At 70.4% G+C, this 26,834-nt stretch carries 28 protein-coding genes and 1 riboswitch; of the genes, 20 read left to right on the forward strand and 8 right to left on the reverse strand.

All coding sequences use genetic code 11. The features are described 5' to 3' along the window. Window positions 1-36 precede the first annotated feature (36 nt). The gene (locus tag ACSHXC_RS24290) at window positions 37-1,404 is read left to right on the forward strand and encodes an FAD-binding oxidoreductase (protein ID WP_438293621.1); all 1,368 of its coding nucleotides are present in this window, start codon (window positions 37-39) and stop codon (window positions 1,402-1,404) included. A gap of 10 nt (window positions 1,405-1,414) precedes the next feature. Here the strand turns inward: ACSHXC_RS24290 and ACSHXC_RS24295 are convergent, their stop codons facing one another. Together ACSHXC_RS24295 and ACSHXC_RS24300 are read right to left on the reverse strand one after the other, a co-directional pair. Continuing rightward, on the reverse strand, window positions 1,415-1,900 hold the full coding sequence (locus ACSHXC_RS24295) for an SsgA family sporulation/cell division regulator (RefSeq protein WP_438293622.1): 486 nt from the start codon (window positions 1,898-1,900) through the stop codon (window positions 1,415-1,417). Between the two features lie 170 nt (window positions 1,901-2,070). Continuing rightward, a complete protein-coding gene (locus ACSHXC_RS24300) occupies window positions 2,071-3,237 on the reverse strand; it encodes a hypothetical protein (RefSeq protein ID WP_438293623.1) in 1,167 nt (388 codons plus the stop codon). A 278-nt stretch (window positions 3,238-3,515) separates the two neighbouring features. Here ACSHXC_RS24300 and ACSHXC_RS24305 point away from each other — a divergent pair, with 278 nt between their 5' ends. Both ACSHXC_RS24305 and ACSHXC_RS24310 read left to right on the forward strand, forming a co-directional pair. Continuing rightward, window positions 3,516-4,925: an RDD family protein gene (locus ACSHXC_RS24305; protein ID WP_438293624.1), complete on the forward strand. Its 1,410-nt coding sequence runs from the start codon at window positions 3,516-3,518 to the stop codon at window positions 4,923-4,925. 85 nt (window positions 4,926-5,010) lie between these two features. Continuing rightward, a complete protein-coding gene (locus tag ACSHXC_RS24310) occupies window positions 5,011-5,802 on the forward strand; it encodes an RDD family protein (protein ID WP_438293625.1) in 792 nt (263 codons plus the stop codon). Here ACSHXC_RS24310 and ACSHXC_RS24315 read toward each other — a convergent pair. Next, window positions 5,788-6,093 carry a hypothetical protein gene (locus tag ACSHXC_RS24315; RefSeq protein ID WP_438293626.1) on the reverse strand — a complete coding sequence of 102 codons (306 nt, stop codon included), beginning with the start codon at window positions 6,091-6,093 and terminating at the stop codon, window positions 5,788-5,790. The two genes, ACSHXC_RS24310 and ACSHXC_RS24315, sit on opposite strands and share 15 nt — an antisense overlap. Before the next feature lie 420 nt (window positions 6,094-6,513). Between ACSHXC_RS24315 and ACSHXC_RS24320 the strand changes: the two genes are divergently transcribed. After that, complete coding sequence (locus ACSHXC_RS24320) at window positions 6,514-8,904, forward strand: immune inhibitor A domain-containing protein (protein ID WP_438293627.1); 2,391 nt, start codon at window positions 6,514-6,516, stop codon at window positions 8,902-8,904. A 136-nt stretch (window positions 8,905-9,040) separates the two neighbouring features. Continuing rightward, window positions 9,041-9,340, forward strand: coding sequence for a hypothetical protein (locus ACSHXC_RS24325; protein WP_189966233.1), 300 nt, complete (start codon window positions 9,041-9,043; stop codon window positions 9,338-9,340). Window positions 9,341-9,342: 2 nt separating this feature from the next. On the opposite strand, the gene ACSHXC_RS24330 is transcribed toward ACSHXC_RS24325, so the two are convergent. After that, window positions 9,343-9,930 (reverse strand): isochorismatase family protein, encoded by a 588-nt coding sequence (locus tag ACSHXC_RS24330; RefSeq protein WP_438293628.1) that lies wholly within the window; start codon window positions 9,928-9,930, stop codon window positions 9,343-9,345. Window positions 9,931-10,069: 139 nt separating this feature from the next. Next, entirely contained in the window at window positions 10,070-11,398 is a 1,329-nt protein-coding gene (locus tag ACSHXC_RS24335; RefSeq protein WP_438293629.1) for a nicotinate phosphoribosyltransferase, read from the reverse strand. A gap of 236 nt (window positions 11,399-11,634) precedes the next feature. Here ACSHXC_RS24335 and clpS point away from each other — a divergent pair, with 236 nt between their 5' ends. The 10 genes from clpS (at window position 11,635) to ACSHXC_RS24385 (ending at window position 19,662) form a co-directional block, all read left to right on the forward strand. Continuing rightward, window positions 11,635-11,940, forward strand: coding sequence for an ATP-dependent Clp protease adapter ClpS (gene clpS, locus ACSHXC_RS24340; RefSeq protein WP_399490425.1), 306 nt, complete (start codon window positions 11,635-11,637; stop codon window positions 11,938-11,940). Then, the gene (locus ACSHXC_RS24345; protein ID WP_399490423.1) at window positions 11,940-12,521 is read left to right on the forward strand and encodes a DUF2017 domain-containing protein; all 582 of its coding nucleotides are present in this window, start codon (window positions 11,940-11,942) and stop codon (window positions 12,519-12,521) included. Before clpS ends, ACSHXC_RS24345 begins: the two co-directional genes overlap by 1 nt. A gap of 319 nt (window positions 12,522-12,840) precedes the next feature. Then, complete coding sequence (locus ACSHXC_RS24350) at window positions 12,841-14,304, forward strand: amino acid permease (protein WP_438293630.1); 1,464 nt, start codon at window positions 12,841-12,843, stop codon at window positions 14,302-14,304. A gap of 85 nt (window positions 14,305-14,389) precedes the next feature. Further along, window positions 14,390-14,812: a Mov34/MPN/PAD-1 family protein gene (locus ACSHXC_RS24355; protein ID WP_053729475.1), complete on the forward strand. Its 423-nt coding sequence runs from the start codon at window positions 14,390-14,392 to the stop codon at window positions 14,810-14,812. Window positions 14,813-14,848: 36 nt separating this feature from the next. Next, a riboswitch (cobalamin riboswitch) is annotated at window positions 14,849-14,974 on the forward strand. A 38-nt stretch (window positions 14,975-15,012) separates the two neighbouring features. After that, entirely contained in the window at window positions 15,013-15,993 is a 981-nt protein-coding gene (locus ACSHXC_RS24360; RefSeq protein ID WP_438293631.1) for an ABC transporter substrate-binding protein, read from the forward strand. 280 nt (window positions 15,994-16,273) lie between these two features. After that, on the forward strand, window positions 16,274-17,302 hold the full coding sequence (locus ACSHXC_RS24365; protein ID WP_438293632.1) for a FecCD family ABC transporter permease: 1,029 nt from the start codon (window positions 16,274-16,276) through the stop codon (window positions 17,300-17,302). After that, window positions 17,299-18,093, forward strand: a complete 795-nt coding sequence (locus ACSHXC_RS24370; protein WP_438293633.1) for an ABC transporter ATP-binding protein — start codon at window positions 17,299-17,301, stop codon at window positions 18,091-18,093. Before ACSHXC_RS24365 ends, ACSHXC_RS24370 begins: the two co-directional genes overlap by 4 nt. An 88-nt stretch (window positions 18,094-18,181) precedes the next feature. Then, window positions 18,182-18,310, forward strand: a complete 129-nt coding sequence (locus ACSHXC_RS24375) for a putative leader peptide (RefSeq protein ID WP_438293634.1) — start codon at window positions 18,182-18,184, stop codon at window positions 18,308-18,310. Between the two features lie 121 nt (window positions 18,311-18,431). Beyond that, the gene (locus ACSHXC_RS24380; protein WP_438293635.1) at window positions 18,432-18,710 is read left to right on the forward strand and encodes a MoaD/ThiS family protein; all 279 of its coding nucleotides are present in this window, start codon (window positions 18,432-18,434) and stop codon (window positions 18,708-18,710) included. 1 nt (window position 18,711) lies between these two features. Beyond that, on the forward strand, window positions 18,712-19,662 hold the full coding sequence (locus tag ACSHXC_RS24385; protein WP_438293636.1) for a PLP-dependent cysteine synthase family protein: 951 nt from the start codon (window positions 18,712-18,714) through the stop codon (window positions 19,660-19,662). A gap of 28 nt (window positions 19,663-19,690) precedes the next feature. On the opposite strand, the gene ACSHXC_RS24390 is transcribed toward ACSHXC_RS24385, so the two are convergent. Next, the gene (locus ACSHXC_RS24390) at window positions 19,691-20,152 is read right to left on the reverse strand and encodes a type II toxin-antitoxin system PemK/MazF family toxin (RefSeq protein ID WP_438293637.1); all 462 of its coding nucleotides are present in this window, start codon (window positions 20,150-20,152) and stop codon (window positions 19,691-19,693) included. 233 nt (window positions 20,153-20,385) lie between these two features. Here ACSHXC_RS24390 and ACSHXC_RS24395 point away from each other — a divergent pair, with 233 nt between their 5' ends. Next, window positions 20,386-21,138 carry an MBL fold metallo-hydrolase gene (locus ACSHXC_RS24395; protein WP_438293638.1) on the forward strand — a complete coding sequence of 251 codons (753 nt, stop codon included), beginning with the start codon at window positions 20,386-20,388 and terminating at the stop codon, window positions 21,136-21,138. Between the two features lie 69 nt (window positions 21,139-21,207). Here ACSHXC_RS24395 and ACSHXC_RS24400 read toward each other — a convergent pair whose 3' ends face one another. Both ACSHXC_RS24400 and ACSHXC_RS24405 read right to left on the reverse strand, forming a co-directional pair. Beyond that, window positions 21,208-22,473, reverse strand: coding sequence for a PTS transporter subunit EIIC (locus ACSHXC_RS24400; RefSeq protein WP_438293639.1), 1,266 nt, complete (start codon window positions 22,471-22,473; stop codon window positions 21,208-21,210). A gap of 361 nt (window positions 22,474-22,834) precedes the next feature. Then, a complete protein-coding gene (locus ACSHXC_RS24405; protein WP_438293640.1) occupies window positions 22,835-24,130 on the reverse strand; it encodes a PTS transporter subunit EIIC in 1,296 nt (431 codons plus the stop codon). Between the two features lie 231 nt (window positions 24,131-24,361). On the opposite strand from ACSHXC_RS24405, the gene ACSHXC_RS24410 reads away from it, so the two are divergent. The 4 genes from ACSHXC_RS24410 to rdgB all read left to right on the forward strand — a co-directional run bounded on the left by ACSHXC_RS24410 (window position 24,362) and on the right by rdgB (window position 26,784). After that, a complete protein-coding gene (locus ACSHXC_RS24410) occupies window positions 24,362-24,595 on the forward strand; it encodes a glucose PTS transporter subunit EIIB (RefSeq protein WP_053729485.1) in 234 nt (77 codons plus the stop codon). Window positions 24,596-24,926: 331 nt separating this feature from the next. Further along, complete coding sequence (rph, locus tag ACSHXC_RS24415; RefSeq protein WP_438293641.1) at window positions 24,927-25,664, forward strand: ribonuclease PH; 738 nt, start codon at window positions 24,927-24,929, stop codon at window positions 25,662-25,664. Between the two features lie 104 nt (window positions 25,665-25,768). After that, window positions 25,769-26,143, forward strand: coding sequence for a hypothetical protein (locus ACSHXC_RS24420; RefSeq protein WP_438293642.1), 375 nt, complete (start codon window positions 25,769-25,771; stop codon window positions 26,141-26,143). Between the two features lie 38 nt (window positions 26,144-26,181). Further along, on the forward strand, window positions 26,182-26,784 hold the full coding sequence (gene rdgB, locus ACSHXC_RS24425) for an RdgB/HAM1 family non-canonical purine NTP pyrophosphatase (protein ID WP_438293643.1): 603 nt from the start codon (window positions 26,182-26,184) through the stop codon (window positions 26,782-26,784). Window positions 26,785-26,834: the final 50 nt, after the last annotated feature.

Genomic DNA, 26,834 nt, shown 5'->3' on the forward strand with positions numbered 1-26,834 from the left:
TTCACACCGATGGCCCCCGGGTGCCAGGCTGAAGGCATGGACGATCTTCTCGAACGGCTGCGCGAGGAACTCCCGGCGGACGCCGTCATCACCGACCCCGACATCACCGGTTCGTACGCCCACGACATGGCGAGCTTCTGCGCCGCGGGCAGCCCGGCGGTGGTCGTGCTGCCCCGCACCGTCGAGCAGGTCCAGCACGTGATGCGCACGGCGACGGCACTGCGCGTGCCCGTCGTGCCGCAGGGCGCCCGCACCGGCCTGTCCGGCGCGGCCAACGCGAGCGAGGGCTGCATCGTCCTGTCCCTGGTCAAGATGGACCGCATCCTGGAGATCAACCCGGTCGACCGGGTCGCGGTCGTCGAACCCGGCGTCGTCAACGCCGTACTGTCGCGCCAGGTCCATGAGCTCGGGCTCTACTACCCTCCGGATCCCTCCAGTTGGGAGATGTGCACCATCGGCGGGAACATCGGCACCGCGTCCGGCGGCCTGTGCTGTGTGAAGTACGGGGTGACCGCGGAGTACGTCCTCGGTCTGGAGGTCGTGCTCGCCGACGGGCGGCTCATGAGCACCGGGCGGCGCACCGCCAAGGGCGTCGCCGGATACGACCTGACCCGGCTGTTCGTCGGCTCCGAGGGCAGCCTCGGCATCGTCGTGAAGGCGGTCCTCGCCCTGCGCCCTGCGCCGCCGGCGCAGCTCGCGCTCGCCGCCGAGTTCGCCTCGGCCGCTGCCGCCTGCGACGCCGTCGTACGGATCATGGAGCGCGGCCACACCCCGTCGCTGCTCGAACTCATGGACCGCACCACCATCGGGGCCGTCAACCGCATGGCCCACATGGGTCTGCCCGACAGCACCGAGGCGCTGCTGCTCGCCGCCTTCGACACCCCGGACGCGGCCGCCGATCTCGCGGCCGTCGGCGAGCTGTGCACCGCCGCGGGCGCCACCCAGGTCGTCCCGGCGGAGGACGTCGCCGAGTCCGAACTGCTGCTCCAGGCGCGGCGGTTGTCGCTCACCGCACTGGAGACGATCAAGTCGGCCACGATGATCGACGACGTGTGCGTGCCGCGCTCCAAGCTCGCCGCGATGCTCGAAGGCACCTCCGCGATCGCCGCCAAGTACGGCCTGACCATCGGCGTCTGCGCGCACGCCGGAGACGGCAACACCCACCCCGTGGTCTGCTTCGACGCCGCCGACGAGGACGAGTCGCGGCGCGCCCGCGAGTCGTTCGACGAGATCATGGCGCTCGGTCTGGAACTGGGTGGCACCATCACCGGCGAACACGGCGTCGGCGTACTCAAGAAGGAATGGCTGGCCCGCGAGCTCGGTCCGGTGGGTATCGAGATGCAGCGCGCGGTGAAGCACGCCTTCGACCCGCTCGGCCTGCTGAACCCGGGCAAGCTGTTCTGAGCCGGGCCCCTCACGCACCCTCCTCCGGCCGGGACTCGTCGGAGGGCCACGGGTCGCTCAGCCACAGCTCGTCCCCGCGGCCGGTGGCCGGTGCGAGCAGCTCGGCCAGGCCGTCGTCGATGCCGAGCTGCTCGGTCTCGGAGCCGGGCGGCACCACCCGGAGCGTCCGCTCCAGCCACGCCGAGACCTGCGCGGACGGTGCTTCGAGCAGCGCGTCGCCGTCCGGCGAGCTGAGCGCCATCAGGACCACGCTGCGGCCCTCGACCTTGGTCGGCCAGATCCGCACATCGCCGTGCCCGCACGGCCGGAACACCCCCTCGACCAGGAGCTCGCGCGCGAACGTCCAGTTGACGGGCGTCTCCGAGCCGATGTGGAAGGTGATGTGCACGGCGTACGGGTCGTGGGTCCGGTAGGCCAGCCGGGCCGGCACGGGGATGCTGCGCTCGGGCGACAGCACCAGTTTGAGCTCCAGTTCGCGTTCCACCACGGTGTGCATGAGGGGTCTCTTTTCCCTTTCCCTGTACGAGTCCGCAGGACGAGCCCGTACGTGCGGTACGGCGCGCGGGGGCGGGCCGTACAGGTGAGAGCGCGTTCCCCCGCGGGCATTACGCGACTTCGGGAAGTTTTTCGGAAGAACTTTTTTGAGCGCTGCGGCGCCCACTCCTCCTACGGCGGGCCCGAGCCATTGAGCCAGCTCGCGCCGTACACCGCCGAGCCGAGCGCGAGGACGGCGACCACCGGCACCGCCCGCGCCGCGCGCACCCGGGACAGCGCCAGTGCCACCGGAAGCAGCAGCGGGAAGGCGGGCAGGAGCAGGCGGGGCTTGGAGCCGAAGTAGCCCGAGGAGCACAGCGCGAGGGCCATCACGATGCCGGTGTAGACGAGCAGCGGGAGCGGCTGGCGCCCGCGCACACACGCCCAGTACGCCCAGAGCGCGAGCGCCGTGCCCGCGATCAGGCCGAGCCCGGCGAGCACGACGGGCCAGCCGCCGAGGTGGGCCACGATGAACTTCCCGTACGCCAGGCCCCCGTCGAAGCCGTTGCCCCATTCGGCCTGGACGTCGAGATAGGCCAGCGGGCTGCCCCGGCGCAGGCCCACCCACAGGATGTAGCCCGCCGCGCCGAGCGGGGCGATTACCGCCCCGGTGAGCATCCGGGCCCCGATGTGCCGGGTGCGCCGCGCCTCGACGGCGGCCCCCGCCCACAGCGCGGCCGCGACCGCGAGCCCCACCGGGCGGGTGAGCCCCGCGAGCGACGCGAGGAGCCCGGCCTCGATCCAGCGGTGCCCGAGGACGGCGTGCAGCGCCCACGCGGCGAGCGCGACGAAGAGAGCCTCGCTGTATGCCATCGACTCGACGATCCCGACCGGGACCGCCGCCCACAGCGTCACCAGGAGGACCCCGGCCCGATGGCCGTAGAGCTGATGGCCCATCAGATACATGCCCCAGGCCGCGGCGAGTCCCGAGAGGCCGCTGATCAGCAGACCCGCGTCACCCGGGCCGAGCGGGCTCACCGCGGCTACGGCCTGCTCCAGCCAGGGGAGCAGCGGGAAGAACGCCATGTCGGACAGGACCCGCCCGTCCGGCGCGGTCAGCGTGAAGTCGTACCCGGACTCGGCGACCCGCACGTACCAGAGCGAGTCCCAGCGCGCGGAGAGCAGCTCATGGGCGTCGCTTTCGTTGACGCGGGACCAGATGGCGAGGACCAGCAGACCGAGCGCGCGGACCGCCGCGAAGGCCGCGACCGCCGTCCAGGCCCGCCGTAACGCGGGAGCCTCCGTCAGGGAACCGTCGGCCGGTTCGTCGTGACCGGTTCGGCCGGGCCCCACGCGCATTGCTCACTCACTTTCCTGACCGCCCGGGCCGGGTGCACCAGTTCGATCCGCCACGACTCTACGCACTGGTGGGCCCCCGGGGCGCGGCCCGGTCCCCGGGGGCGGCGCGCCGCGTCGCCGTCGCTCGTACGCGGGCTTCCTCCGCGGCTTCTTCCTACGGGCCCGGGGTTCTTCGTTAATGTCCTCCTGGAACAAGCGGAAGCGGCCGGTCGGCGTCAGGGCCGGGTGGCGTACCGCGGCAGAGATCAAGTGTGCTGGATCGGAACGGAGTTGGGGACATGGCGACGGTTCCTCCTGACGGCGGCGGGAGCGTAGCCCGGGAAGGGTATTACCCGGACCCCTCCATTCCCGGATATGTCCGGTACTGGAACGGGGTCTCCTGGGTGCCCGGCACGAGTCGGCCCGCCCCCGCCGCGGGTGAGGCGCCGCCCACCCCGCCGCCGGGTGCCGCCCCCGCGCCGGCCCCCTCCCTCGCGTCCGCGCCGCCGGTCGGGCCGGCGCCCGCGGAGGAGACCGGCCCGGTCTTCCTCGACGAGCCGGAGGCCTCGCCCCCGTCCGCCGCGCAGGGCCAGGGCCCCAGGTCGCAGCCCGCCTGGCACGCGGACACCGCCCATCAGTCCGGCTTCGGCGGCGACCAGGACCGCCGGGTCTCCTGGGGCCGGCCGGTCGATCCGCGTGGACTGCCCGAGGCGGCCGACCCGCGCCGCCTCCCCGACCCCCGGCGGCCCGAACCCGTACCGCCGACGACCCCGGCGGCCCCCGCGCGGCCCGGCGGCTCGGTGCCGCAGCAGCAGTCCGGGCGGCTCGCGGGGGCGATGCCGCCCGCCGCCGTCGAACCGCCGCCCGCGCGGCCCCAACTGCCCGCCCCGGCCGACCCGGTCCGCCCGGCGACGCCGCCCGGCCGCGCGGACGGCGCCCACTCCGCGCCCGCCCTGCCGCACCAGCCGCCGCAGGCCCGGCTCATGCAGCCGGGGGCCGCGCAGCCCGCTCCCGTACCGCCCGCTCCTGCCCAGCCGCACCCCGCGCAGCCGCACTCCGCCGTGCCCGGGTCGCCCATGACGGCGGGGCCCGGGGGAGGGGCCGCGTCCTGGGCGCAGCAGGTGCACCAGCTCGCCAGGACCGAGCAGCAGGCACACGAACCGGTCGTGCCGTGGAAGCCGCCGGTCGCCGACCCGTTCCTCCAGGCTGCCCAGGCACAGGCCTCGGCCAGGCCCGCCGGGCTCGGCAGGCGGCTGACCGCGCGGCTCGTCGACACCGTGCTGCTCGGCGGCGTCGTCGCGGGTCTCGCCGTGCCGCTGGTCCCGGGGGTCACCGAACACATCCAGGACAAGATCGACGCGGCGAAGCTGTCGGGGCGGACGGTCACCGTCTACCTCCTCGACGGCACGACCGCGGGCTTCCTGGGCATCGTGCTCGGAGCCTTCCTCGTCCTCGGCCTGCTGTACGAGGCGCTGCCCACCGCCAAGTGGGGCCGCACCCTCGGCAAGAAGCTGTGCGGGGTGCAGGTGCGCGGCATCGAGTCGTACGAGCCGCCGACGTTCGGTCAGGCGGCGCGCCGCTGGCTGGTCTACGGGGTGCTCGGGCTGCTCGCGGTGGGCGTGGTCAACGTGGCGTGGTGCCTGTTCGACCGTCCGTGGCGCCAGTGCTGGCACGACAAGGCGGCCCGTACGTTCGTCGCGCAGGGCTGAGGCCCCTGGCGCATTGCGCCCGGCCCGTCCCCCGAACGGCGTCCGTACCGTTGCGGGGGCCTCGCGCGCGCGGTGCACTACCGGCATGAGCACCGATCAGCCGCGGCCCGGTGAGCCGCCCGAGGACGACCCGTTCCTGAAGAAGCCGTCAGGGCCTCCGCAGAGCGGTTCTCCCTACGGCGGCTCGCAGCCGCCGCCCGGTGATTCCCCGTACGGTGCGGGCCCGCCGCCGAGCGGCGCGGGCCCCTACGGCACACCGCCGCCCCCGGTCGGCGGAGGCGGGGGCGGTCCTTACGGCGGGCCGCCTCCCCCCGGTGGCGGCCCGCCGTACGGCAGCGCCCCGCCACCGCCCTCCGACCCCTACGGGGGCGGGTACGGGGGTGTCGACCCGCTGGCCGGAATGCCGCCGCTCGCCGACTACGGCAAGCGGTTCCTGGCCCGCTTCATCGACTTCCTGATCATCGCGGTTCCGCTCGGCCTGATCGAGTGGGGGACCAGCAACCGGTTCGTCATCTCCACGAACAACAGCGACTCCGGCACCGAAGTGGTCAGCAAGGCGTACTCCGGCAGCGGGCTGCTGTGGCTGCTGATCTCGCTCGTCGCCTACATCGGCTACGACACCCTGATGGTGTCCAAGTCCGGCCAGACGCTCGGCAAGAAGTGGCTGGGGCTGCGGGTCGCGATGCTCAACGACGGCAGTGTGCCCACCACCAACGCGGCGCTCGCCCGGGCCGCCGTGCTGTGGGCGCCGTTCGTGATCTGCTGCTACTGCCTGTGGGACATCATCCTGATCATCACGATCGTGGCGGACAAGCCGTACCGGCAGGGCTGGCACGACAAGGCCGGCAAGACGGTGGTGGTCTCAACCACGCAGTGAGTGCTCGCGCGCGGGAACCCGCAGCGCGGCGGACGTCTCGACGACGGCCGCACGGTTCACCGGTGCCGCACCAGCGGCCGGGACCGTGCGGTCGTCGGCGTTCGCGCGCGCCCGGCGGGGCAGCGGCATGGGGACGGTGACGGCGACGAGCAGGCCGAGCAGGAGCGCCGCGAGCACGATGACGGCCACGCCGACCCCGGACTCGGTGCGCGAGAGCAGCAGCATGGCGACGGTCGAGAAGACGACGGTGGCCGAACCGTAGGAGAGCTGTGCGGCAGTGGGACGCGGCATGGCGTTATCCGTCCTCATGGTTCGGATAGGGGTGAGCCTCTCAACCGTTCTCAACCGGCGGACCTGGCAGCCGGATCGCACTGTCAAGCGACTCTACGACGGTCCATGCCCGAGCGGAACTGTTGGTAAGCGTGACCTAACCCACGGTGCCGGTGCACAGGGGGCGCACGGAGTCATTCGACGAAGTGGCGCCGTCCGAATGGTGAGACATGCGCACCGGTTGTCCCGGTCTGTTAGCACAACTGTCACGTTCGGATAGCGGAACTGGCCTTCTGCATAATGTACTTGGCACGAACAAGTCAAGATCTGTCTTTTCTTTGGCAACTCCGGTCCAATGTCGTCACTTGAGACGCGTGTCGCGCACCGGAACCAGCCCCTCACCCCCCGGTTCCTGCCGGCCGCGGGGGAGGAAAACATCAAGTGACCAGCAGCAGGAAGGCGGCAAGAGCCGCTGCCGTGCTCGTGGCCCTCGCCACGGCCGGCGCCACGGGCTCGGCATACGCCACGGCCCAGGCGGACTCGAAGGCTCCGGCACCCGTCGTCCGCCAAGACCCGTCCACGGCCAAGGGTCAGGAGCACAACCTCAAGGGCCCGTTCAGCGACCAGCAGGCCCAGCAGCGCCAGGCGGCGCTGGAGCAGGTCATCTCCGGCAAGAAGAAGGTCGAGAAGAAGGACGGCTCCGACGTCGTCAAGCTCGACGACAACAAGTACGTCGAGCTCGGCCGGCAGAAGACCGACAAGATTTTCACGATCCTGGTGGACTTCGGCGACCAGGTCGACAACACCACGATGTACGACCCGGACGGCCCCGACGGCCCCAAGCCGCCGCAGCCCAAGTACGGCGGCACCCCCGGCCCGGTGCACAACCAGATAGCCAAGCCCGACCGGGCGAAGGACAACTCCACGGCCTGGCAGGCCGACTACAACCAGAAGCACTACCAGGACCTGTACTTCGGTACGGGCCAGGGCGTCAACTCGCTGAAGACGTACTACGAGAAGACCTCCTCGGGGCGCTACTCGGTCGACGGCCAGGTCAGCGACTGGGTCAAAATCCCGTACAACGAGGCCCGTTACGGCTCCAACTACTGCGGCCAGACCAACTGCGCCAACGTGTGGGACGCCGTCCGTGACGGCGTCAACGCCTGGGTCGCCGACCAGAAGGCCAAGGGCCAGACGGACGCGCAGATCAAGGCGACCCTGAGTCAGTACGACCAGTGGGACCGCAACGACTACAACAACAACGGCAACTTCAACGAGCCCGACGGCTACATCGACCACTTCCAGATCGTGCACGCCGGCGAGGACGAGTCGGCGGGCGGCGGTGCCCAGGGCACCAACGCCCTGTGGGCGCACCGCTGGTACGCGTACGGCACGGACGCCGGCAAGACCGGCCCGGCGAACAACAAGGCCGGCGGCACGCAGATCGGTGACACCGGGATGTGGGTCGGCGACTACACGATGCAGCCGGAGAACGGCGGCCTCGGCGTCTTCGCCCACGAGTACGGCCACGACCTCGGTCTGCCGGACCTCTACGACACCACCAACACCGCCGAGAACTCGGTCGGTTTCTGGTCGCTGATGTCGGCGGGCTCCTGGCTCGGCACCGGCAAGGACTCCATCGGGGACCTGCCCGGCGACATGACCGCCTGGGACAAGCTCCAGCTCGGCTGGCTCAACGCCGAGACGGTGAAGGCCGGTACGGACAAGACGGTCAAGCTGGGCGTCTCCGAGTACAACACCAAGGACAAGCAGGCGCTGGTCGTCGAGCTGCCCAAGAAGGAAGTCACCACCACCGTCGTGAAGCCCGCCGAGGGCTCCAAGCAGTGGTGGAGCGGCATGGGTGACAACCTCAACAACAACCTGACCCGCAGCCTCGACCTGACCGGCAAGTCCAAGGCGTCCCTGGACCTTTCGGGCTGGTGGGACATCGAGAAGGACTACGACTTCCTGTACACCGAGGTCTCCACGGACAACGGCGCCACCTGGACCGCGATCGACGGCACCGCCGACGGCAAGGCCATCACCCGCGACTCCAGCAACAAGCCGGCCCTGACCGACGCCTCGGGCGCGTACAAGAAGCTGTCGTTCCCGCTCGACAAGTACGCGGGCCAGAAGATCCAGCTCCGCTTCCGCTACCAGACGGACGGCGGCGCGGGCGGCAAGGGCTTCACCGCCGACGCGATCACCGTCACCGCGGACGGCGCGGCCGTCGTGACGGACGGCGCCGAGGGCGACGACAACGGCTGGACGGCGAAGAACTTCACCCGCATCGGCGAGTCGTTCACCAACGACTACCCGCAGTACTACATCGCGGAGAACCGCCAGTACGTCTCGTTCGACCAGACCCTCAAGACCGGCCCGTACAACTTCGGCTTCTCGGGCACCCGCCCGAGCTGGGTCGAGCACTACCCGTACCAGAAGGGCCTGCTCATCTGGCTCTGGGACACCTCGCAGAAGGACAACAACGTCTCGGCCCACCCGGGCCAGGGTCTGATCCTGCCGATCGACGCGCACGCCAAGCCCCTCAAGTGGGCCGACGGCACGCTGCTCCGCAACAAGGTCCAGCCCTTCGACGCGCCCTTCAGCTGGTACCCGACGGACAGCTTCACGCTGCACAAGGCGGACGTCGCCACGAAGATCAACTCGCAGATGGGCGTGCCGATCTTCGACGACCACCACGGCACCTACTGGTACGCCGAGAACCCGACCGGGAGCGTCAAGGTTCCTGACACCAAGACCCGGATCTCGATCGTCAACCAGCCGCTGGACGGCTCGACGGTCACCGTGAAGGTCGGCTCCTCGATCAAGTAATTCTAAAAACCGCAGTTCAAACCATGATCGGCCGTCGCCCTCTAGCGGGGCGGCGGCCGATCGTGTTTAGGTGCGTCCTACGAGTCCTTATTGACAGCGGGTCCAACGCGTCGTCTTACAGGGGGAGTGGTCCGGCATGCCCGGCGGAGGTTATTGCAAGCTGCCAGGGGGCAGCGTGGTCGTCGCGCTCACGCTGCCGAACCCGGCCGCACCCGGCACGAACGTGCGCGTCCTGGTGCACGCCGTCAACCGAGCCCGCGCCCTGACCAGGCTGCGGAACCTCGGTCTGCGGGCGGTCTATCTGCGCGGCCAGACCGAGCCGCCCACGCTGGACGAGATCACCGCCGTCCTGCACCATCCGGACGGCCTGCTGTGGCGCACGGCCCCGGAGACGACGGAAGAGCTCTGGCACCCGATACGCGCCCTGCTGCGGTAGGCCTACACCACGGGCTTGCCCGACAGCTCGACCCCGGCCGCCCGCATCTCCTCAAGCGCCAGCGAGGTGGTGTGCTCCGCCACCCCCGCCGTCAGGTCGAGCAGCACATGCGTGGCGAACCCGGCCCGCACCGCGTCCAGGGCGGTCGCCCGCACACAGTGGTCCGTGGCGATGCCCACCACGTCCACCTCGGTGACCTGGCGGGCCCGCAGCCAGTCGGCCAGCGAGACGCCGTTCTCGTCGAGCCCCTCGAAACCGCTGTACGCGGCGGCGTACGCGCCCTTGTCGAAGACCGCGTCGATCGCCCCGCAGGCGACCGCCGGCGCGAAGTTGGGATGGAAGCCCACGCCCTCCGTGCCGGCGACGCAGTGCGCGGGCCAGGAGTGCTCGAAGTCGGGGGCGTCCGAGAAGTGCGCGCCCGGGTCGATGTGGTGGTCACGGGTCGCCACCACGTGGCGGTAGGCGGACCCGGCCGCCTGGCCCACCAGGTCGGTGATCGCGGCGGCGACGTCCGAGCCGCCCGCGACCGCGAGGGAGCCGCCCTCGCAGAAGTCGTTCTGGACGTCCACGACGATCAAGGCGCGGTGCATGTCGGCTGTCCTTCGGTCTGCGGGCCCGGGGTCTGGGGGCTGTTCTTTGAGCGTAGAGACTTCGTTCGGCGCGCGGCAGGGGGCAAACGGGGGCGGAATCCCTGCCGCACGCGGGAGCCGTCGGGCGCGGACGTGCGGCTCAGACGTACTCGGTCGGGATGACCGGCTCGCCGCGCGAGAGCTGGCTCGCGGACATCGGCAGCGCGGCCAGCGCGTCGATGTGCCGCTCGCGGGCGCTCTCCAGCGGCTCGCGGGCCACCACCGAGCCGCCCTTGACCAGCTCGACCAGGAGCAGGCGGTCGGCGAGCGCGGTCGGTACCGCACCGGTGCCGATGACCTCGGCCTCGGCGATCCCGTACGCGTCCGAGCGGCGCGCGGCCCACTTGCGGCCGCCGATCGAGGTCTTCGCGCCGAGCGACTTCTTGGCGACGGGGATCAGCGGGGCCTTCGGGTCGGCGGACTGGGCGCGGGCGACGAGCTTGTAGACCATCGAGCAGGTCGGGTGCCCGGAGCCGGTGACCAGCTGGGTGCCGACCCCGTACGCGTCCACGGGGGCGGCGGCCAGCGAGGCGATGGCGTACTCGTCGAGGTCGGAGGTGACCACGATCTTGGTGTTGACGGCGCCCAGCTCGTCGAGCTGCTGGCGCACCCGGTGGGCGACCAGGAGCAGGTCGCCGGAGTCGATGCGGACCGCGCCGAGCTCGGGCCCGGCGATCTCGACGGCGGTGCGGACGGCCTCGGCGACGTCGTACGTGTCGACCAGGAGGGTCGTGCCGCGGCCGAGCGAGTCGACCTGGGCCCGGAAGGCGTCCCGCTCGCTGTCGTGGAGCAGGGTGAAGGCGTGCGCGCTGGTGCCGACGGTCGGGATGCCGTAGCGGAAGCCGGCCGCCAGGTCCGAGGTGGAGCTGAAGCCGCCGACGTAGGCGGCCCGCGAGGAAGCCACCGCGGACAGCTCGTGGGTGCGGCGCGCGCCCATCTCGATGAGCGGGCGCCCGCCGGCCGCGGCCGACATCCGCGAGGCCGCCGCCGCGATCGCCGAGTCGTGGTTGAGGATCGACAGGATCACGGTTTCGAGCAGCACGCACTCGGCGAAGGAGCCCTCGACGCGCAGGATCGGCGAGCCCGGGAAGTAGACCTCGCCCTCGGGGTAGCCCCAGATGTCGCCGCTGAAGCGGTACGAGGAGAGCCAGTGCAGGGTGGGCTCGTCCACGATTCTGTTCTCGCGCAGGAAGCCGAGCACGCCCGCGTCGAAGCGGAAGTTCTCGACGGCGTCCAGGACGCGCCCGGTGCCGCCGACCACGCCGTACCGGCGGCCCTCGGGCAGGCGGCGGGTGAAGACCTCGAAGACCGAGCGCCGCCCGGCCGTGCCGGCCTTCAGAGCGGCCTGGAGCATCGTGAACTCGTACTGGTCGGTGAAGAGCGCGGTCGACGGCACGTCCACCGGCAGCCCAAGGTCCGCAGCATTCACAGCGAGCTACCTCGCACTTTCGTCCGGGCCGGGCACACGCCGGCCGGGGTTCCGGGGATCGCCCCCGAAAGAGGGGGCATGTGGGGGATGCTACCCCGAATACTCGTCACTCTGACGATTTCTAGGGGCCCGTTTGTGCGATGACCCGTCCCGGGTGGCAGCATGGAGGCCGTGGCTGTGTTTTCCGGGGGGCGCCCCCGGACCACTGGCAGAAGAGACGAAGGTCGCCCAGAGCCGTGAGTGTTGCCCCCGTAGAGATCGAACGCCCCGAGTCGGCGGAGTCGAGCCGGCCCGTCGCCGAACCCGATGTGCCCTGGGTGACGCTCGTGCACAACGACCCCGTCAACCTGATGAGTTATGTGCAGTACGTCTTCCAGTCCTACTTCGGCTACTCGAAGGACAAGGCCCACAAGCTGATGCTCGACGTGCACCAGAAGGGACGGGCCGTGGTCTCCAGCGGCAGCCGCGAGGAGATGGAGCGCGACGTGCAGGCGATGCACGGCTACGGGCTCTGGGCGACGCTCACCCAGGACCGCGGCTGATGGCCGGTCACTTCGAGGCCCTGCCCCGCGGCGGCGCCGCCGTCGCACTCGACGAGGTCGAGATCGCCATCCTGCGCTCGCTCGCCGTCCAGCTGCTCGAACTCATCGGGCCCGGCGACGAACCGGCCGAGGACGCGGACCCGCTGGCCGCCCTGTTCGCCGAGGGCCCGAGCGAGCCGCCCGCCGACCCCGCGCTCGCCCGCCTCTTCCCCGAGGCGTACGCGAGCGAGGAGAGCGACGAACTGCGGGCCAAATCAGCCGAGTTCAGGCGCTTCACCGAGAACGACCTGCGCGCCCGCAAGCGCACCGACGCCCTCGCGGTCGTGCACGGCCTCGACGCGCTGAGCCCCAAGGGCGACGGCGGAGCCGTCCTCAAGCTGACCGCCGAGGATTCGCAGCACTGGCTGGGCGCGCTCAACGACCTGCGCCTGACCATCGGCACCCGCCTCGACATCACCGACGAGGAGGAGAGCGAAGAGCTGTACCGGCTGCCGGACGACGATCCGCGCAAGCCGATGGTGATGGCTTATTTGTGGCTGGGTGTGCTGCAGGAAACACTCATCGAGACACTCATGCCCTGACCGGTCGACCGGGAGATGGCCGTTCGCTCAGCGGACGCTCAAATCCGTATAACGATCCCATCACCACATCGACCTCCTTTGTCACGTCGAGGGACTTTTGTCCGCTTCTTCCTGTGCTGTGCGCCACAGTGGCCGATATGGATCACCCATAAGGCCGTGATAAATCTTCACGACCACCCGGGGACGCCACCCATGTCCCCGGGGGCGCTTTAACCGGCTGACCGCCGGTGGCACTCCATCCACATCCGGGGGGATCAGGACCTGATCCGTCGCTTCGTGACCGAGGCGGGCGGGTCAGCATGGAGAAAGGCGCACCACCATGACCTCAGCGCAGGTCGACAAGCACGACGACCGTCCTGCCGGCAATGAGGCCGCGGGGACCGCCCACAGCACGAGCGAAGGCTCGGGCGAGGGATATCAGCGGGGCCTCGGGGCCCGGCAGATCCAGATGATCGCGATCGGCGGTGCCATCGGCACCGGCCTCTTCCTGGGCGCGGGCAAGGCCATCTCGAAGGCCGGCCCCAGCCTCATCCTGGCCTACGCCATCGCCGGCCTGGTCATCTTCTTCATCATGCGCGCCCTCGGCGAGCTGCTCATGTACCGCCCGGTGTCGGGCTCCTTCTCGGAGTACGCCCGGGAGTTCGTCGGCCCGTTCTGGGGCTTCGTCACCGGCTGGACGTACTGGCTCTTCTGGGTCGTCACCGGCATCACCGAAGTCACCGCGGCCGCCCAGTACATGGCCTTCTGGACCCACAGCAGCGTCCCGCAATGGCTGTACGCGCTGGTCTTCACGCTCATCCTGTACGCCGTGAACCTCATCTCCGTGAAGCTCTTCGGCGAGCTGGAGTTCTGGTTCTCCATGGTCAAGGTGACCGCCATCGTCGGCATGATCCTGATCTGCGCCGGCATCCTCACCGTCGGCTTCTCCGACGCCGCGGACACCGCCACCGTCGCCAACCTCTGGAACGACGGCGGGTTCTTCCCCAAGGGCATCGGCGGCACGCTGATGACCCTGCAGATCGTCATGTTCGCCTTCCTCGCCGTCGAACTGGTCGGCGTGACCGCGGGCGAGTCCAAGGACCCCGAGAAGACCCTGCCCAAGGCCATCAACACCGTGCCGTGGCGCATCGCCGTCTTCTACATCGGCGCCCTGATCATGATCCTCTCGGTCGTCCCGTGGCACGAGTTCCAGCCGGGCGTCAGCCCCTTCGTCGCCGCCTTCGAGAAGATGGGCCTCGGCGTCGGCGCCGCCATCGTCAACTTCGTCGTGCTGACCGCCGCGCTCTCCTCCTGCAACTCGGGCATGTACTCCACCGGCCGCATGCTGCGCGACCTCGCGCTCAACGGCCAGGGCCCGAAGGTCTTCACCAAGCTCACCAAGAGCGGCACCCCGCTGGTCGGCACCACGGTCTCCGCGGCGCTCATGCTGGTCGGCGTGTGGATCAACTACGTGGCGCCCGGCAAGGCCTTCGACTACGTGGTCTCCTTCGCCACGATCTCCGGCATGTGGGCCTGGATCATGATCCTGGTCTGCCAGATCCGCTACCGCCGCCTGGCGGACACCGGCGCCTTGCCGCAGTCCAGCTTCCGCGCCCCCGGCGCCCCGTACACCAGCTGGTTCGCGCTGATCTTCATCTTCATGGTCATCGTGATGATGGGCATCGACAAGGACTCCCGCGTCTCGCTGTACTGCGCGCCGCTGTGGGGCCTGATCCTGGGCGTCTCCTACCTGGTCCTGAAGGCCAAGAACCCGGAGAACAAGGCGTTCGCGAAGCGCTCTTGATCCTCTGACCTGCTGATTCTCAGTATTCGGGCCGGTACGTATCGACTATCGATACGGACCGGCCCGTCTGCTTATCCTTGCCGACATGCTGACCATCACCCAGGCCCTGTACGACCAGCTCGTCGCGCACGCCCGCGCCGACCACCCCGACGAGGCGTGCGGTGTGGTCGCGGGCCCGGCGGGCACCGGCCGCGCCGAGCGCTTCATCCCGATGCTGAACGCGGCCCGCTCGCCCACGTTCTACGAGTTCGACTCGCAGGACCTGCTGAAGCTGTACCGCGAGATGGACGACCGCGACGAGGAGCCGGTGATCGTCTACCACTCCCACACCGCCACGGAGGCTTACCCGTCCCGCACGGACGTGACGTACGCGAACGAGCCCGGCGCGCACTACGTCCTGGTGTCGACGGCGGACACGGACGGGGCGGGGGAGTTCCAGTTCCGCTCGTACCGGATCGTGGACGGCGTGATCACGGAGGAAGACGTGAAGGTGGTAGAGGCGTACTGACCCTTACGGGTCGACCCGTACCATCTACGTGCAATCTCGAATATTCGGGCGGCAGGACCCAGGAAGCCGGTGTGAATCCGGCACGGTCCCGCCACTGTGACCGGCACCGCGGGAAACCCGCGGGGCCGGAAGCCAGGAACTGACCTGCCGCCTTCTCCCGACGACAGGGGACGTGGAAATCCCCTTGGAGGAGCTCAGCCATGCTCTGGCGCCGCGCGGCCCTGGCCGCCGCCCTGCTGTTCCCGCTGGCCGCCTGTACGACGCAGGCACGGCCCGAGGCCCGGGGCGGCTCGGCCCCCGGCTTCCCGTACAAGGTCACCAACTGCGGTGTGACGACGACCTTCACCGCCCCGCCGAAGCGAGCGGTGACGATGAACCAGCACGCCACGGAGGTGATGCTGGAGCTGGGCCTCGCCAAGTCCCTGGTGGGGACGGCCTACCTGGACGACAGGATCCTCCCGAAATACGAGTCGGCGTACGGCTCGGTCCCGGTGCTGGCCAAGGAATACCCCTCCTACGAAAAGCTCCTGTCGGCTGCTCCCGACTACGTCTACGGCGGCTACGCATCCGCCTTCGCGGCGAACGAGGGCCGGGGCCGCGAGGCCCTGGCCAAGAGCGGCATCAAGTCCCGCCTGAACGTGGAGAACTGCCCCAAGGGCGCGGCGACGACGATGAACGAGGTGTACGAGGAGGTCCGCGAGGTGGGCCGGACGTTCGGCGTGCCGGAGCGGGCGGAGTCGTGGGTGAAGTCGGCCGAGGCCACGAACGCGAGGACGCAGGCGGCCCGGAAGGGTGCGGCTCCCGTCCCGGTCTTCGTCTACGACAGCGGGGACAAGACGGCGTTCACGGTGGGCGGCAAGGGAATAGGCAACGACATCGTGACGCGGGCGGGCGGCCGCAACGTCTTCGCGGCCGACCTCAAGGACAAGTCCTTCGGCGACGCGAGCTGGGAAAACGTGGTGGCCCGCGCGCCGGAGACGATCCTGATCCTGGACTACGGCGGTACGAGCGTGGAAGCGAAGAAGCAACGCCTGCGCGACGACCCGGCACTGGCGTCCGTCCCGGCCGTCAAGAACAACCGCTTTGCCGTTCTCCCTCTGTCCGACATGGTGACAGGGGTCAGAGCCCCGGACGCAGTGACAAAGCTGGCGGCCCAGCTCCGTGCGGGGGCGGGGGAGTGAGCGCCCGCTCGCAGACCTGGCCGGAGCGGCGCCGGGGAGGCCTGTGCCCTCGGCCTGCGACGGGCCCGGCCTCTCGCCCGGGCGGCCGGCGGTGGCGGCCGGTGGTCGGCTCTGTCCACGGTCCGCAGTCGCCGACGGCGCTCGGTGGACGGAGGGAAGGGCCGCACCCTCCCTCCCGCCCGCACGGGTGGTACGGGTGGGAGAACGGGTTTTGGCCGGGGGATGGGGGGCCTCCGGGGGCGCCTGGGGTGGCCCCGCGCGGCTCGGACGGGACCCGCTGGTGACCCCGCGTTGGCGGTACCCGCTCGTCATCGGGGTGCTCGCAGCCGTGCTGGTCGCTGCCGCCGGGGCGGGGCTCGCGCTCGGGTCGGTGCGGATACCGGCCCACCAGGTCCTTGGGATCGTCACCGGTTCGGCGGAGCCGGGCCCGTACCGGACCATCGTGCTCGACGTGCGGCTGCCCCGCGTCGTGCTCGGGGCCGTCACCGGGGCCGGGCTCGCCGTCATCGGGACCGTGTTGCAGGCTCTCGTGCGCAACCCCCTCGCCGACCCCTTTCTGCTCGGGGTGTCCAGCGGGGCCTCCGCCGGGGCCGTCGCCGTGATCGTGCTCGGGGTGGGGGCCGGGGTGGCCACCACCGTCGCGCTGCCCGCCGCCGCCTTCGCGGGGGCGCTCGCAGCCCTGGTCCTCGTCTACGCCCTGGCCGGGCGCGGCGGCTCCATGACGGGCGGCCGCCTGGTCCTCGCCGGGGTCGCCGTCTCGTACGTCCTGTCCGCGCTGACCAGCCTGATCCTGGTCACCTCGGCCAGTGCCGATCACGTACAGGAAGTCCTGCACTGGACGCTCGGCGGACTCGGCGGCGCCCGCTGGGACATGCTCGCCCTGCCCGCCACGGCCCTCACCCTCGGCACCCTCGTCCTGATCGCCCTGGCCCGCCCCCTGGACCTGCTCCTCGTCGGCGAGGAGGGCGCCACCGTGCTCGGCCTCGACACCGGCCGCTTCCGGGCGGCCGTGTTCGTGCTCGCCTCCCTGCTCACCGGCATCCTCGTCGCGTACAGCGGAGCCATCGGCTTCGTCGGCCTGATGGTTCCGCACGCCGCCCGCATGGCCGTAGGCGCCGCCCACCGCACCCTGCTCCCCGTCGCGGCCCTCGGCGGCGCCGGCTTCCTCGTGCTCGCCGACCTCGCGGCCCGCACCGCAGCCGCCCCGCAGGACATCCCCGTCGGCGTCCTCACCGCCCTCACCGGCGGCCCGTTCTTCCTCTGGATGCTGCGCGGCCGCCGGGCCGGCGCGGAAGGCAGTCCCGCATGACGACCCTGTGCACCGAGTCCCTCTCGTACACCACACCCCAGGGCCGCACCCTGCTGCACGACATCACCCTGCACGCCGCCGACGGCGAGACCGTCGCCCTGGTCGGCCCCAACGGCAGCGGCAAGACGACCCTGCTGCGCTGTATCTACGCAACCCTGCGCCCGACCGCAGGCCGCGCCCTGCTCGACGGCGCCGACCTGCACGCCCTGCCGGCCAAGGCCCGCGCCCGCCGCATCGCGACCGTCCCGCAGGACGCCGACGCCGGCGGCATCGAGCTGACCGTCCGCGAGATCGTCGCCATGGGCCGCTCCCCGCACCGCCGCTTCTGGGAGGCCGACACCGCTGCCGACGACACCCTCGTACGCGAGGCGCTCGCCCGCGTCGGCATCGCGGACCTCGCCGCCCGCCCCTTCCCCTCCCTCTCCGGCGGCGAACGCCAGCGCGCGCTGGTCGCCCGGGCTCTCGTGCAGCAGCCGGACGTCGTCGTCCTGGACGAGCCGACCAACCACCTCGACATCCGCTATCAGCTCGAAGTCCTGTCCCTGGTAAGGGAGTTGGGCACGGTCAGCCTGCTCGCCCTGCACGACCTGAACCTCGCCGCGTACTACTGCGACCGCATCTGCGTCCTGGCCGGCGGCCGCATCGTCGCCGCGGGCCCGCCCGCCGACGTCCTCACCGCCGAGCTCCTGCGCGAGGTGTACGGAGTGAACGCCGAGGTGAGCCGCCACCCCGTCACCGGCGCGCCCACCGTCGTCTACCTGCCACCCGCACGGGTCACGACAACCACCTGACCTCACCCTGACCGCATCCTGAGCGGAATCCGTCCAGGATGCGAGATCACATTCCGGGAAGCGGACCGGGAATCTATACGATGCCCCCATGGTTTCGAACGACGTGAGCGACAAGATGCCGAGCAGCGGCCCCGCCCTGCTGCTCGTGGCGCGGCTGCACGTCGACCTGTGCCGTCTCGCCAGCGCGATCTGTACGGCCCGCGCAGCCGCCGTCTGACGCCGCGCACCCCCGCGTCAACGCACCGAACGCACCACCGCACGCCCGACGGCGCGCGGCGCGCGGACCCGAGCCCGACCCGCGCCCACCTGCCTCTCCCTTCCGATCAGGAGCCCACGCCATGGCCATCGAGGTCCGCATCCCGACCATCCTCCGCACCTACACCGACGGCGCCAAGGCCGTCGAGGGCAGCGGCGCCACCCTCGCCGACCTGCTCAACGACCTCGACGCCCGGCACACCGGCATCCGCGAGCGCATCGTCGACGGCGACAACCTGCGCCGCTTCGTGAACGTGTACCTCAACGACGAGGACGTCCGCTTCCTCGACGGCATCAACACCGCGCTCGCCGACGGCGACAACGTCACGATCCTGCCCGCTGTTGCGGGCGGCTCTGTCTGACATGCGCTACGACTCCCCGCTCGCTGCGGTCGGCAACACCCCGCTGGTCCGCCTCCCGCGCCTGTCCCCCTCGGACGACGTACGGATCTGGGCCAAGCTGGAGGACCGCAACCCGACCGGTTCGATCAAGGACCGGCCGGCTCTCCACATGGTCGAACAGGCCGAGAAGGACGGCCGGTTGACGCCGGGCTGCACCATTCTCGAACCCACCAGCGGCAACACCGGCATCTCGCTCGCGATGGCCGCGAAGCTCAAGGGCTACCGCATCGTGTGCGTGATGCCGGAGAACACCTCCCAGGAGCGCCGCGACCTGCTCGCGATGTGGGGCGCGGAGATCGTCTCGTCCCCGGCGGCGGGCGGCTCCAACACGGCCGTACGGGTCGCCAAGGAGCTGGCCGGGCAGAACCCGTCCTGGGTGATGCTCTACCAGTACGGAAACCCGGACAACGCGGGCGCCCACTACGCCACGACCGGCCCGGAGATCCTCACCGACCTGCCCTCCATCACCCACTTCGTGGCAGGTCTCGGCACCACCGGAACGCTGATGGGCGTTGGCCGCTACCTGCGCGAGAACGTCCCCGGCATCCAGATCGTCGCCGCCGAACCCCGCTACGACGACCTGGTCTACGGCCTGCGCAACCTCGACGAGGGCTTCGTGCCCGAGCTGTACGACGCCTCCGTGCTGACCACCCGCTTCTCGGTCGGCTCGGCCGACGCGGTGACCCGCACCCGCGAGCTCCTCCAGGAGGAGGGCATCTTCGCGGGCGTCTCCACGGGCGCCGCGCTGCACGCCGCGATCGGCGTCGGCAAGAAGGCCGTCAAGGCGGGCACCCCCGCCGACATCGTCTTCGTCGTCGCCGACGGCGGCTGGAAGTACCTGTCGACCGGCGTCTACACCGCGCCGACGACCGAGGCGGCGATCGAGACCCTGCACGGCCAGCTCTGGGCGTGAGGCACTCCCTGTACGGGACCGGGGCGCGTCACCCCGCCAGGTGGCGGACCTGGTCCCACAGGGCTGGGTCCACCACGCCCACCCGGCGGCGGAACGCCCACACCCCGACCTCGCGCAGCTCGTCGGTCTCCAGGAAGCTGGGCCGTCCGTGCGCGTCGGCCACCGTGCCGGGCGGCAGCGGAATGACCCCGGCCCGCTCGTCGTGGTACTTGCTGGTGATCTTCGCGACGGTCGCCGCGTCGCCCCGCACCCGCAGCACCAGACACGGACGGTCCTTGCCGCCCGGAACATCCTCGTAGGGCACCTCGGCCCACCAGATCTCCCCGGCCTTCGGCGGCCGCCCCGCACCCCGGCCCGTCCCCGCCGGGCGGCCCGGCGGCCGGGTCCGCCCACCGGGCCTGCGCGCCGAACGCCCGCGCCCGTCCATGGCGGCCGCGACCAACGCGAGAGCCACCACGGCCCCCAGCGCCAGCCACCACGACGTGTCCATATCCCAGACGTTACCGGCGCACCACCCACCGCGCGCGCTCCGTACCAACACCATCCGAACCGGTGACAGCGCAGGTGAGTTCCCCCACAACGGCCCGCTCCGAAGGAGCGAGGGGCCTTGTGGCGCCTTACGCTCGACGCACCGCAGCCCTTCCCCGCGGCCGCCCCGCCTGCCTCGTCCGCCCCTCAACGACAGGCTTCGCCCGGCCCAGCTGTTCCGGAGGTCCACGCTCCATGAAGCTCACCGTCGTCGGCTGTTCCGGGTCGTTCCCGTCCGCGGAATCGGCCTGCTCCAGCTACCTCGTCGAGGCAGACGGCTTCCGGCTGCTCCTCGACATGGGCAACGGAGCCCTCGGTGAGCTGCAGCGCCACATCGGTCTGTACGACCTCGACGCGATCTTCCTGTCGCATCTGCACGCCGACCACTGCATCGACATGTGCGGCTACTTCGTCGCCCGCTACTACCGCCACGAGGGCGGCCGCTGCGCGCCGATGCCGGTGTACGCGCCGGAGGGCGCCGAGCAGCGCCTGACCACGGCGTACGCGGACACGCCCTCCGCGTCCTCGATGAGCGAGGTCTTCGACTTCCACACCCTGAAGCCGGGCACCTTCGACATCGGCCCCTTCTCGGTGCGTACGGAGCGGGTGTGCCACCCCGTCGAGGCGTACGGCATCCGCATCGAGCACGGCGGCAGCACGCTGGTCTACTCCGGCGACACCGGGGTCTGCACCGCCCTCGACGAACTGGCCGAGGGCGCCGACCTGTTCCTGTGCGAGGCCTCCTTCACCTACGGCAAGGAGGACATCCCGGCGCTGCACCTCAACGGCCGCGAGGCGGGCCAGAGCGCGGCGCGCGCCGGGGCGGGCCGCCTGGTCCTCACCCACATCCCGCCGTGGACGGACGGCGAGGTCAACCTGGCGGACGCCCGAGCGGTCTACTCCGGCCCGACGGAACTGGCGGCGCCGGGCGCGGCGTACGAGCTCTGAGCCCCGGACGCGCGAAGGCCCCGGAACCCTCAGGGTTCCGGGGCCTTCGCCGGTCGGACCGGCCGGGGCCTACTTGGCCTCGGCCTTCTGGAGCTCGGCGAGCTCCTCGTCGGACTCGCGGCCCGGCGTCGGGATGTTGAACTTGGTGATCGCGAAGCGGAAGACCACGTAGTAGACCACCGCGAAGCAGACGCCGACGACCGCCAGACCCAGCGGGTTGGTGGCCTTGCCGAGGTTCAGCAGGTAGTCGATCGCGCCGGCGGAGAAGCCGAAGCCGTCCTTCATGCCGAGCGCCCAGGTCAGCGCCATGGAGACGCCGGTCAGGACCGCGTGGATCGCGTACAGCACCGGGGCGATGAACATGAACGTGAACTCGATCGGCTCGGTGACACCGGTGACGAACGAGGTCAGCGCCAGCGAGAACATCATGCCGCCGACGACCTTGCGGCGCTCGGGGCGGGCACAGTGGACGATCGCCAGGCACGCGGCCGGAAGGGCGAACATCATGATCGGGAAGAAGCCGGTCATGAACTGCCCGGCGCTCGGGTCACCGGCCAGGAAGCGGGCGATGTCGCCGCTCTTGCCCTGGTACTCGCCGGCCTGGAACCACGGGAAGGAGTTCAGCAGGTGGTGCATGCCGACGGCGATCAGGCCGCGGTTGGCGACACCGAAGATGCCCGCGCCGACCGCGCCCGAACCGACCAGCCACTCACCGAAGTTGTGCAGACCCGTGCCGAGGACCGGCCAGATCAGGCCGAAGACGATGCCGATGGCCAGGCCCGCGAAGGCCGACAGGATCGGGACGAGGCGGCGGCCGCCGAAGAAGCCCGCCCACTCGGGGAGCTTGGTCCGGTAGAACTTCTGGTAGAGCAGGGCCACGACCAGGCCCATGACCACGCCGCCGAGGACCTTCGCGTCGACCGGGGCGTCGACCATGACCACCTTGCCGTCGACCGCCTTGGCGACCTTGGGGAGGTTGGAGTCGGTGAACGTGCCGAGCACGTTCTTGAAGACCAGGTACCCGGTGACCGCGGCCAGTGCGGTGGAGCCGTCGGACTTCTTGGCGTAGCCGATCGCGATACCGACGGCGAACAGCAGCGCCATGTTGTCCAGGAGCGCGCCACCACCGGCGGACATGTAGGTGGCGATCTTGTTGATGAACTCCGGCATCGAGGCGGAGCCCAGCATGTCCTTGTCGCCGAGGCGCACCAACAGCGCGGCAGCGGGCAGCACGGCGACCGGCAGCATCAGGCTGCGGCCGATGCGCTGCATCACTGCCATCACGCCGGCGCCCTTTTTCTTGGCGGCCGCGGGGGCGGCGCTAGCCGTACTCACAACATCCTCCAGTAGGCAAGGCGCCGCCCGGGGGCATGGGAAACTACGGGGGGACGGCGGCGTCTCGGGGGGAACGCGGTCAAGCCCGCGTGGTCTACACCATTGAGTGGTGTAGACCAGTTGTAGCACGGTGAGGGATAGATAAGGAACCTTCGTTTTTTGTGGCCTGAGCCATACCCGGCAATACGGGCAAGACCGACTCCGTGCCGTCTCCCCGCCGTGACCATTCCGTAGTCCTCGCCCGGGCCGTGCACCGCGCGAAGGCCCCCGGACGGGGGTCCGAGGGCCTTGCGGGCTGCAGGCGATTATGGGGACTGCGGGGATTACGGGGATTGCAGAGATCGGGGAGTGCGGAGAAGGGCTACGCCTTGATGTTCTCCTTCTCCAGCTCGTCCTCCTCCGGCTCCCGCCCCGGCGTCGGCAGGTTGAACTTGGTGATCGCGAAGCGGAACACCACGTAGTAGACGACGGCGAAGCACAGACCCACCGGAATGATCAGCCACGGTTTCGTCGCCAGACTCCAGTTGATGACGTAGTCGATCAACCCGGCGGAGAAGCTGAAGCCGTCCTTGATGCCGAGCCCCCAACTCACCGCCATGGAAACGCCGGTGAGCACCGCGTGGATCACGTAGAGCAGTGGCGCGATGAAGACGAAGGAGTACTCGATCGGCTCGGTGATGCCGGTGACGAACGAGGTCAGGCCGACGGACAGCATCATGCCGCCGACCTCCTTGCGGCGGTGCGGCCTGGCGCAGTGCGCGATGGCCAGGGCCGCTGCGGGCAGCGCGAACATCATGATCGGGAAGAACCCGGTCTGGAACTGGCCTGCCGTCGGGTCGCCCGCCAGGAAGCGCGGGATGTCGCCGTGCACGACCGCGCCGTCCGGCTTGGTGAAGTCGCCGAACTGGAACCAGATGAAGGTGTTCAGGAACTGGTGCAGGCCGATCACCAGCAACGCACGGTTGGCGACACCGAAGATGCCCGAACCGGCCGCGCCCAGGTCGACGAGCCACTTGCTGAAGCTGGTCAGCGCGTCACCGACCGGCGGCCAGATCCACAGGCACAGCACCGAGAACACGATCGCGACCCCGGCCATGATGATCGGCACGAGCCGGCGCCCGTTGAAGAACCCGAGCCAGTCCACCAGCTTCGTACGGTGGAAGCGCTGCCAGAAGTACGCGGTGAGCAGGCCCATCACGATGCCGCCGAAGACACCCGGATTCTGGTACGTGGCCAGAACGGCCGAGCCGTCCTTGGCGACACAGGCGCCCGCCGCGAGCTTGGCGCCGGCGGCGCAGTCCTTCGGGAACTGCTGGAGCACCCCGTAATAGACGAGGAATCCGGCCACCGCCGCGAGCGCGGTCGAGCCGTCGGCCTTCTTCGCCATGCCGATCGCGACACCCACGCAGAACAGCATCGGCAGCCCGAGCGCGCCGTTGAGCAGGGCGCCGCCCGCGCCGTTGAACACCTTGGCGACGTCGTTCCAGCCGAGTCCGGTCTTGCCGAACACGTCGTCCTGGCCGAGCCGGTTGAGAATGCCCGCCGCGGGCAGCACGGCGATCGGCAACTGGAGGCTGCGGCCCATCTTCTGCAGCCCCTGGAACAGCCCGTTCCACCACTTGGGCTGCGGTACTGCGGCCGCGCTGCTCGCACTCATCGGCAACCTCCAGGCTTGCGGAACGAGCCCGCTCGGGCGGTCGTTGCACACTGGTGTAGACCAGTTGCGGTATCGTCCGGAGGGGCCCCTCGCGGGACATGGCTCCGGTGATCGCCATCCTTGGCCAGGCGCAATGCGCTCGCGCGCATAGCTGGGCCAAACGTGGGTTAACGTGACAAAGCGGACCTACCGTGGGCCGACACAGCGTTCTTCAAGAACCAGGAGAGACACATGGCCAGCAAGGCTGAGAAGATCGTCGCCGGCCTCGGCGGTATCGAGAACATCGAGGAAGTCGAAGGCTGCATCACGCGCCTGCGCACCGAGGTCATCGACCCGAGCAAGGTCGACGAGGCCGCCCTCAAGGCCGCCGGCGCCCACGGCGTCGTCAAGATGGGCACGGCCGTCCAGGTCGTCATCGGCACGGACGCGGACCCCATCGCCGCGGACATCGAAGACATGATGTGAGCAACCCGCTCAAGCGACAGGCCCCTCCCTCTCTGGGAGGGGCCTGTCGCGTGAGGCGAGGCTTTCGCCCGGGGCGAGCCTTCCGCGTGGGGCGCGGGCGCGCCCCCACCGGCCTCGGAGCCCCCGGTTGCAGCGCCTCCCGGCCCGCCTTCCCACTCCCGACTCCCCCCTCCCCTCCGTGTGGGCAATCGTTCCGCAGGGCGTAGGGGGTCCCTCCCTGGCCCTTGAGGCCTTGGGGGAGGGTGGGCGCATGGAAACCCCGGCCCGCGGCCGAAGGGGGGTCTGGGGCGCAGCCCCAGGAGCGAGCCGGCCACGAGCTAGGCTCGGGGGCATGTCTCGTATCGACGGCCGCACCCCCGAACAGCTCCGCCCCATCACCATCGAACGCGGATGGAGCAAGCACGCCGAGGGCTCCGTCCTCATCTCCTTCGGCGACACCAAAGTCTTCTGCACCGCCTCCGTCACCGAAGGCGTCCCCCGCTGGCGCAAGGGCAGCGGCGAAGGCTGGGTCACCGCCGAATACTCGATGCTGCCCCGCTCCACCAACACCCGCGGCGACCGCGAATCCGTCCGCGGCAAGATCGGCGGCCGCACCCACGAGATCTCCCGCCTCATCGGCCGCTCCCTGCGCGCCGTCATCGACTACAAGGCCCTCGGCGAGAACACCATCGTCCTGGACTGCGACGTCCTCCAGGCCGACGGCGGCACCCGCACCGCCGCCATCACCGGCGCCTACGTGGCCCTCGCCGACGCCATCACCTGGGCCCAGGGCAAGAAGCTCGTCAAGCACGGCCGCAAGCCGCTCACCGGCACCGTCAGCGCCGTCTCGGTCGGCATCGTCGACGGCACCCCCCTCCTCGACCTCTGCTACGAGGAGGACGTACGCGCCGAGACCGACATGAACGTCGTCTGCACCGGCGACGGCCGCTTCGTCGAGGTCCAGGGCACCGCCGAGGCCGAGCCCTTCGACCGCAAGGAGCTGGGCGCCCTCCTCGACCTCGCCACCGGCGGCTGCGCCGACCTCGCCGCCCTCCAACTCCGCGCCCTGGCCGCGGTGTCCGGAGAGTAAAGAAGCAACCAAGGGGAACGCTTCCCGCGTCACTACGAGTACGGGCGTACGGGCCAACCGTGCGCCCGTCCGTAACTTCTGGCCCCCTGGGGAGGACCCGACCGATGCGCCGAACCGTGCTCGCCGTCGCCACCGCGGCCCTGGCCGTCACTGTCACCGCCGGATGCGGTGCGGTCGACAAGGCGATCGACTGCGTCAAGACCGCGGACGCCATCGGCAACAGCGTCGACAACCTCGGCAAGGCCGTGGGCAACGCCACGGACAACCCCACCCAGGCCGACCGGGCGCTCAACGACATCGACAAAGAACTGTCGTCCCTGAAGAACAAGACGGACAACGCCGACCTCTCCAAGGCCGTCGACGACCTCAACAGGGCCGTCGGCAACGTCCGTACGGCCATCAAGAACGGCGACAACACCCCCGACATCAGCGGCGTCACCAGCGCGGCCAAGGAAATCGGCAAGGTCTGCACGCCGTGAGGCGCTGGGGGGTGTCGTGATCCCTCGATACTGGGAGCATGACGCGCCTGATCCTCGCCACCCGCAACGCCGGCAAAATCACCGAACTCCACGCCATCCTCGCCGCGGCGGGGCTGCCCCACGAACTCGTGGGCGCCGACGCGTACCCCGAGATCCCCGACGTCAAGGAGACCGGCGTCACCTTCGCCGAGAACGCCCTCCTCAAGGCGCACGCCCTGGCCCGGGCGACCGGCCTGCCCGCCGTCGCCGACGACTCGGGCCTCTGCGTCGACGTCCTGAACGGCGCCCCCGGCATCTTCTCGGCCCGCTGGTCCGGCACCCACGGCGACGACCGGGCGAACCTGGACCTCCTCCTGGCCCAGCTCTCCGACATCACCGACGAACACCGAGCGGCCCACTTCGCCTGCGCGGCAGCCCTGGCCCTCCCGGACGGCACGGAACGAGTGGTGGAGGGCCGTCTTCGGGGCACCCTGCGCCACATCCCCGCCGGCACGGGCGGCTTCGGCTACGACCCGATCCTCCAGCCGGACGGCGAGACGCGCACGTGCGCGGAGCTGTCGGCCGAGGAGAAAAACGCGATCAGCCACCGGGGCCAGGCGTTTCGGGCCCTGGTGCCGGTGGTGCGGGAGTTGTTGGGCTGATACGGAAACGGCGTGGTTTCCCCTGCCAACAGGGGAAACCACGCCGTACC

Origin of the sequence: Streptomyces sp. HUAS TT7 (assembly GCF_051550175.1) — a bacterium.
In the GTDB taxonomy this organism is placed as follows: Bacteria; Actinomycetota; Actinomycetes; order Streptomycetales; family Streptomycetaceae; genus Streptomyces.

What these genes read in the sequence shown, in the direction of transcription:
- ACSHXC_RS24300 (WP_438293623.1), bottom strand. Translation starts at nt 3,237, where the DNA reads ATGCGCGTGGGGCCCGGCCGAACCGGTCACGACGAACCGGCCGACGGT.
- ACSHXC_RS24380 (WP_438293635.1), top strand. Translation starts at nt 18,432, where the DNA reads ATGGCCATCGAGGTCCGCATCCCGACCATCCTCCGCACCTACACCGAC.
- ACSHXC_RS24385 (WP_438293636.1), top strand. Translation starts at nt 18,712, where the DNA reads ATGCGCTACGACTCCCCGCTCGCTGCGGTCGGCAACACCCCGCTGGTC.
- ACSHXC_RS24345 (WP_399490423.1), top strand. Translation starts at nt 11,940, where the DNA reads ATGGCCGGTCACTTCGAGGCCCTGCCCCGCGGCGGCGCCGCCGTCGCA.
- ACSHXC_RS24350 (WP_438293630.1), top strand. Translation starts at nt 12,841, where the DNA reads ATGACCTCAGCGCAGGTCGACAAGCACGACGACCGTCCTGCCGGCAAT.
- ACSHXC_RS24315 (WP_438293626.1), bottom strand. Translation starts at nt 6,093, where the DNA reads ATGCCGCGTCCCACTGCCGCACAGCTCTCCTACGGTTCGGCCACCGTC.
- ACSHXC_RS24305 (WP_438293624.1), top strand. Translation starts at nt 3,516, where the DNA reads ATGGCGACGGTTCCTCCTGACGGCGGCGGGAGCGTAGCCCGGGAAGGG.
- ACSHXC_RS24405 (WP_438293640.1), bottom strand. Translation starts at nt 24,130, where the DNA reads ATGAGTGCGAGCAGCGCGGCCGCAGTACCGCAGCCCAAGTGGTGGAAC.
- ACSHXC_RS24290 (WP_438293621.1), top strand. Translation starts at nt 37, where the DNA reads ATGGACGATCTTCTCGAACGGCTGCGCGAGGAACTCCCGGCGGACGCC.
- ACSHXC_RS24390 (WP_438293637.1), bottom strand. Translation starts at nt 20,152, where the DNA reads ATGGACACGTCGTGGTGGCTGGCGCTGGGGGCCGTGGTGGCTCTCGCG.
- ACSHXC_RS24420 (WP_438293642.1), top strand. Translation starts at nt 25,769, where the DNA reads ATGCGCCGAACCGTGCTCGCCGTCGCCACCGCGGCCCTGGCCGTCACT.
- ACSHXC_RS24330 (WP_438293628.1), bottom strand. Translation starts at nt 9,930, where the DNA reads ATGCACCGCGCCTTGATCGTCGTGGACGTCCAGAACGACTTCTGCGAG.
- ACSHXC_RS24410 (WP_053729485.1), top strand. Translation starts at nt 24,362, where the DNA reads ATGGCCAGCAAGGCTGAGAAGATCGTCGCCGGCCTCGGCGGTATCGAG.
- ACSHXC_RS24370 (WP_438293633.1), top strand. Translation starts at nt 17,299, where the DNA reads ATGACGACCCTGTGCACCGAGTCCCTCTCGTACACCACACCCCAGGGC.
- ACSHXC_RS24395 (WP_438293638.1), top strand. Translation starts at nt 20,386, where the DNA reads ATGAAGCTCACCGTCGTCGGCTGTTCCGGGTCGTTCCCGTCCGCGGAA.
- ACSHXC_RS24325 (WP_189966233.1), top strand. Translation starts at nt 9,041, where the DNA reads ATGCCCGGCGGAGGTTATTGCAAGCTGCCAGGGGGCAGCGTGGTCGTC.
- ACSHXC_RS24295 (WP_438293622.1), bottom strand. Translation starts at nt 1,900, where the DNA reads ATGCACACCGTGGTGGAACGCGAACTGGAGCTCAAACTGGTGCTGTCG.
- ACSHXC_RS24360 (WP_438293631.1), top strand. Translation starts at nt 15,013, where the DNA reads ATGCTCTGGCGCCGCGCGGCCCTGGCCGCCGCCCTGCTGTTCCCGCTG.
- rph (WP_438293641.1), top strand. Translation starts at nt 24,927, where the DNA reads ATGTCTCGTATCGACGGCCGCACCCCCGAACAGCTCCGCCCCATCACC.
- ACSHXC_RS24355 (WP_053729475.1), top strand. Translation starts at nt 14,390, where the DNA reads ATGCTGACCATCACCCAGGCCCTGTACGACCAGCTCGTCGCGCACGCC.
- ACSHXC_RS24310 (WP_438293625.1), top strand. Translation starts at nt 5,011, where the DNA reads ATGAGCACCGATCAGCCGCGGCCCGGTGAGCCGCCCGAGGACGACCCG.
- rdgB (WP_438293643.1), top strand. Translation starts at nt 26,182, where the DNA reads ATGACGCGCCTGATCCTCGCCACCCGCAACGCCGGCAAAATCACCGAA.
- ACSHXC_RS24375 (WP_438293634.1), top strand. Translation starts at nt 18,182, where the DNA reads ATGGTTTCGAACGACGTGAGCGACAAGATGCCGAGCAGCGGCCCCGCC.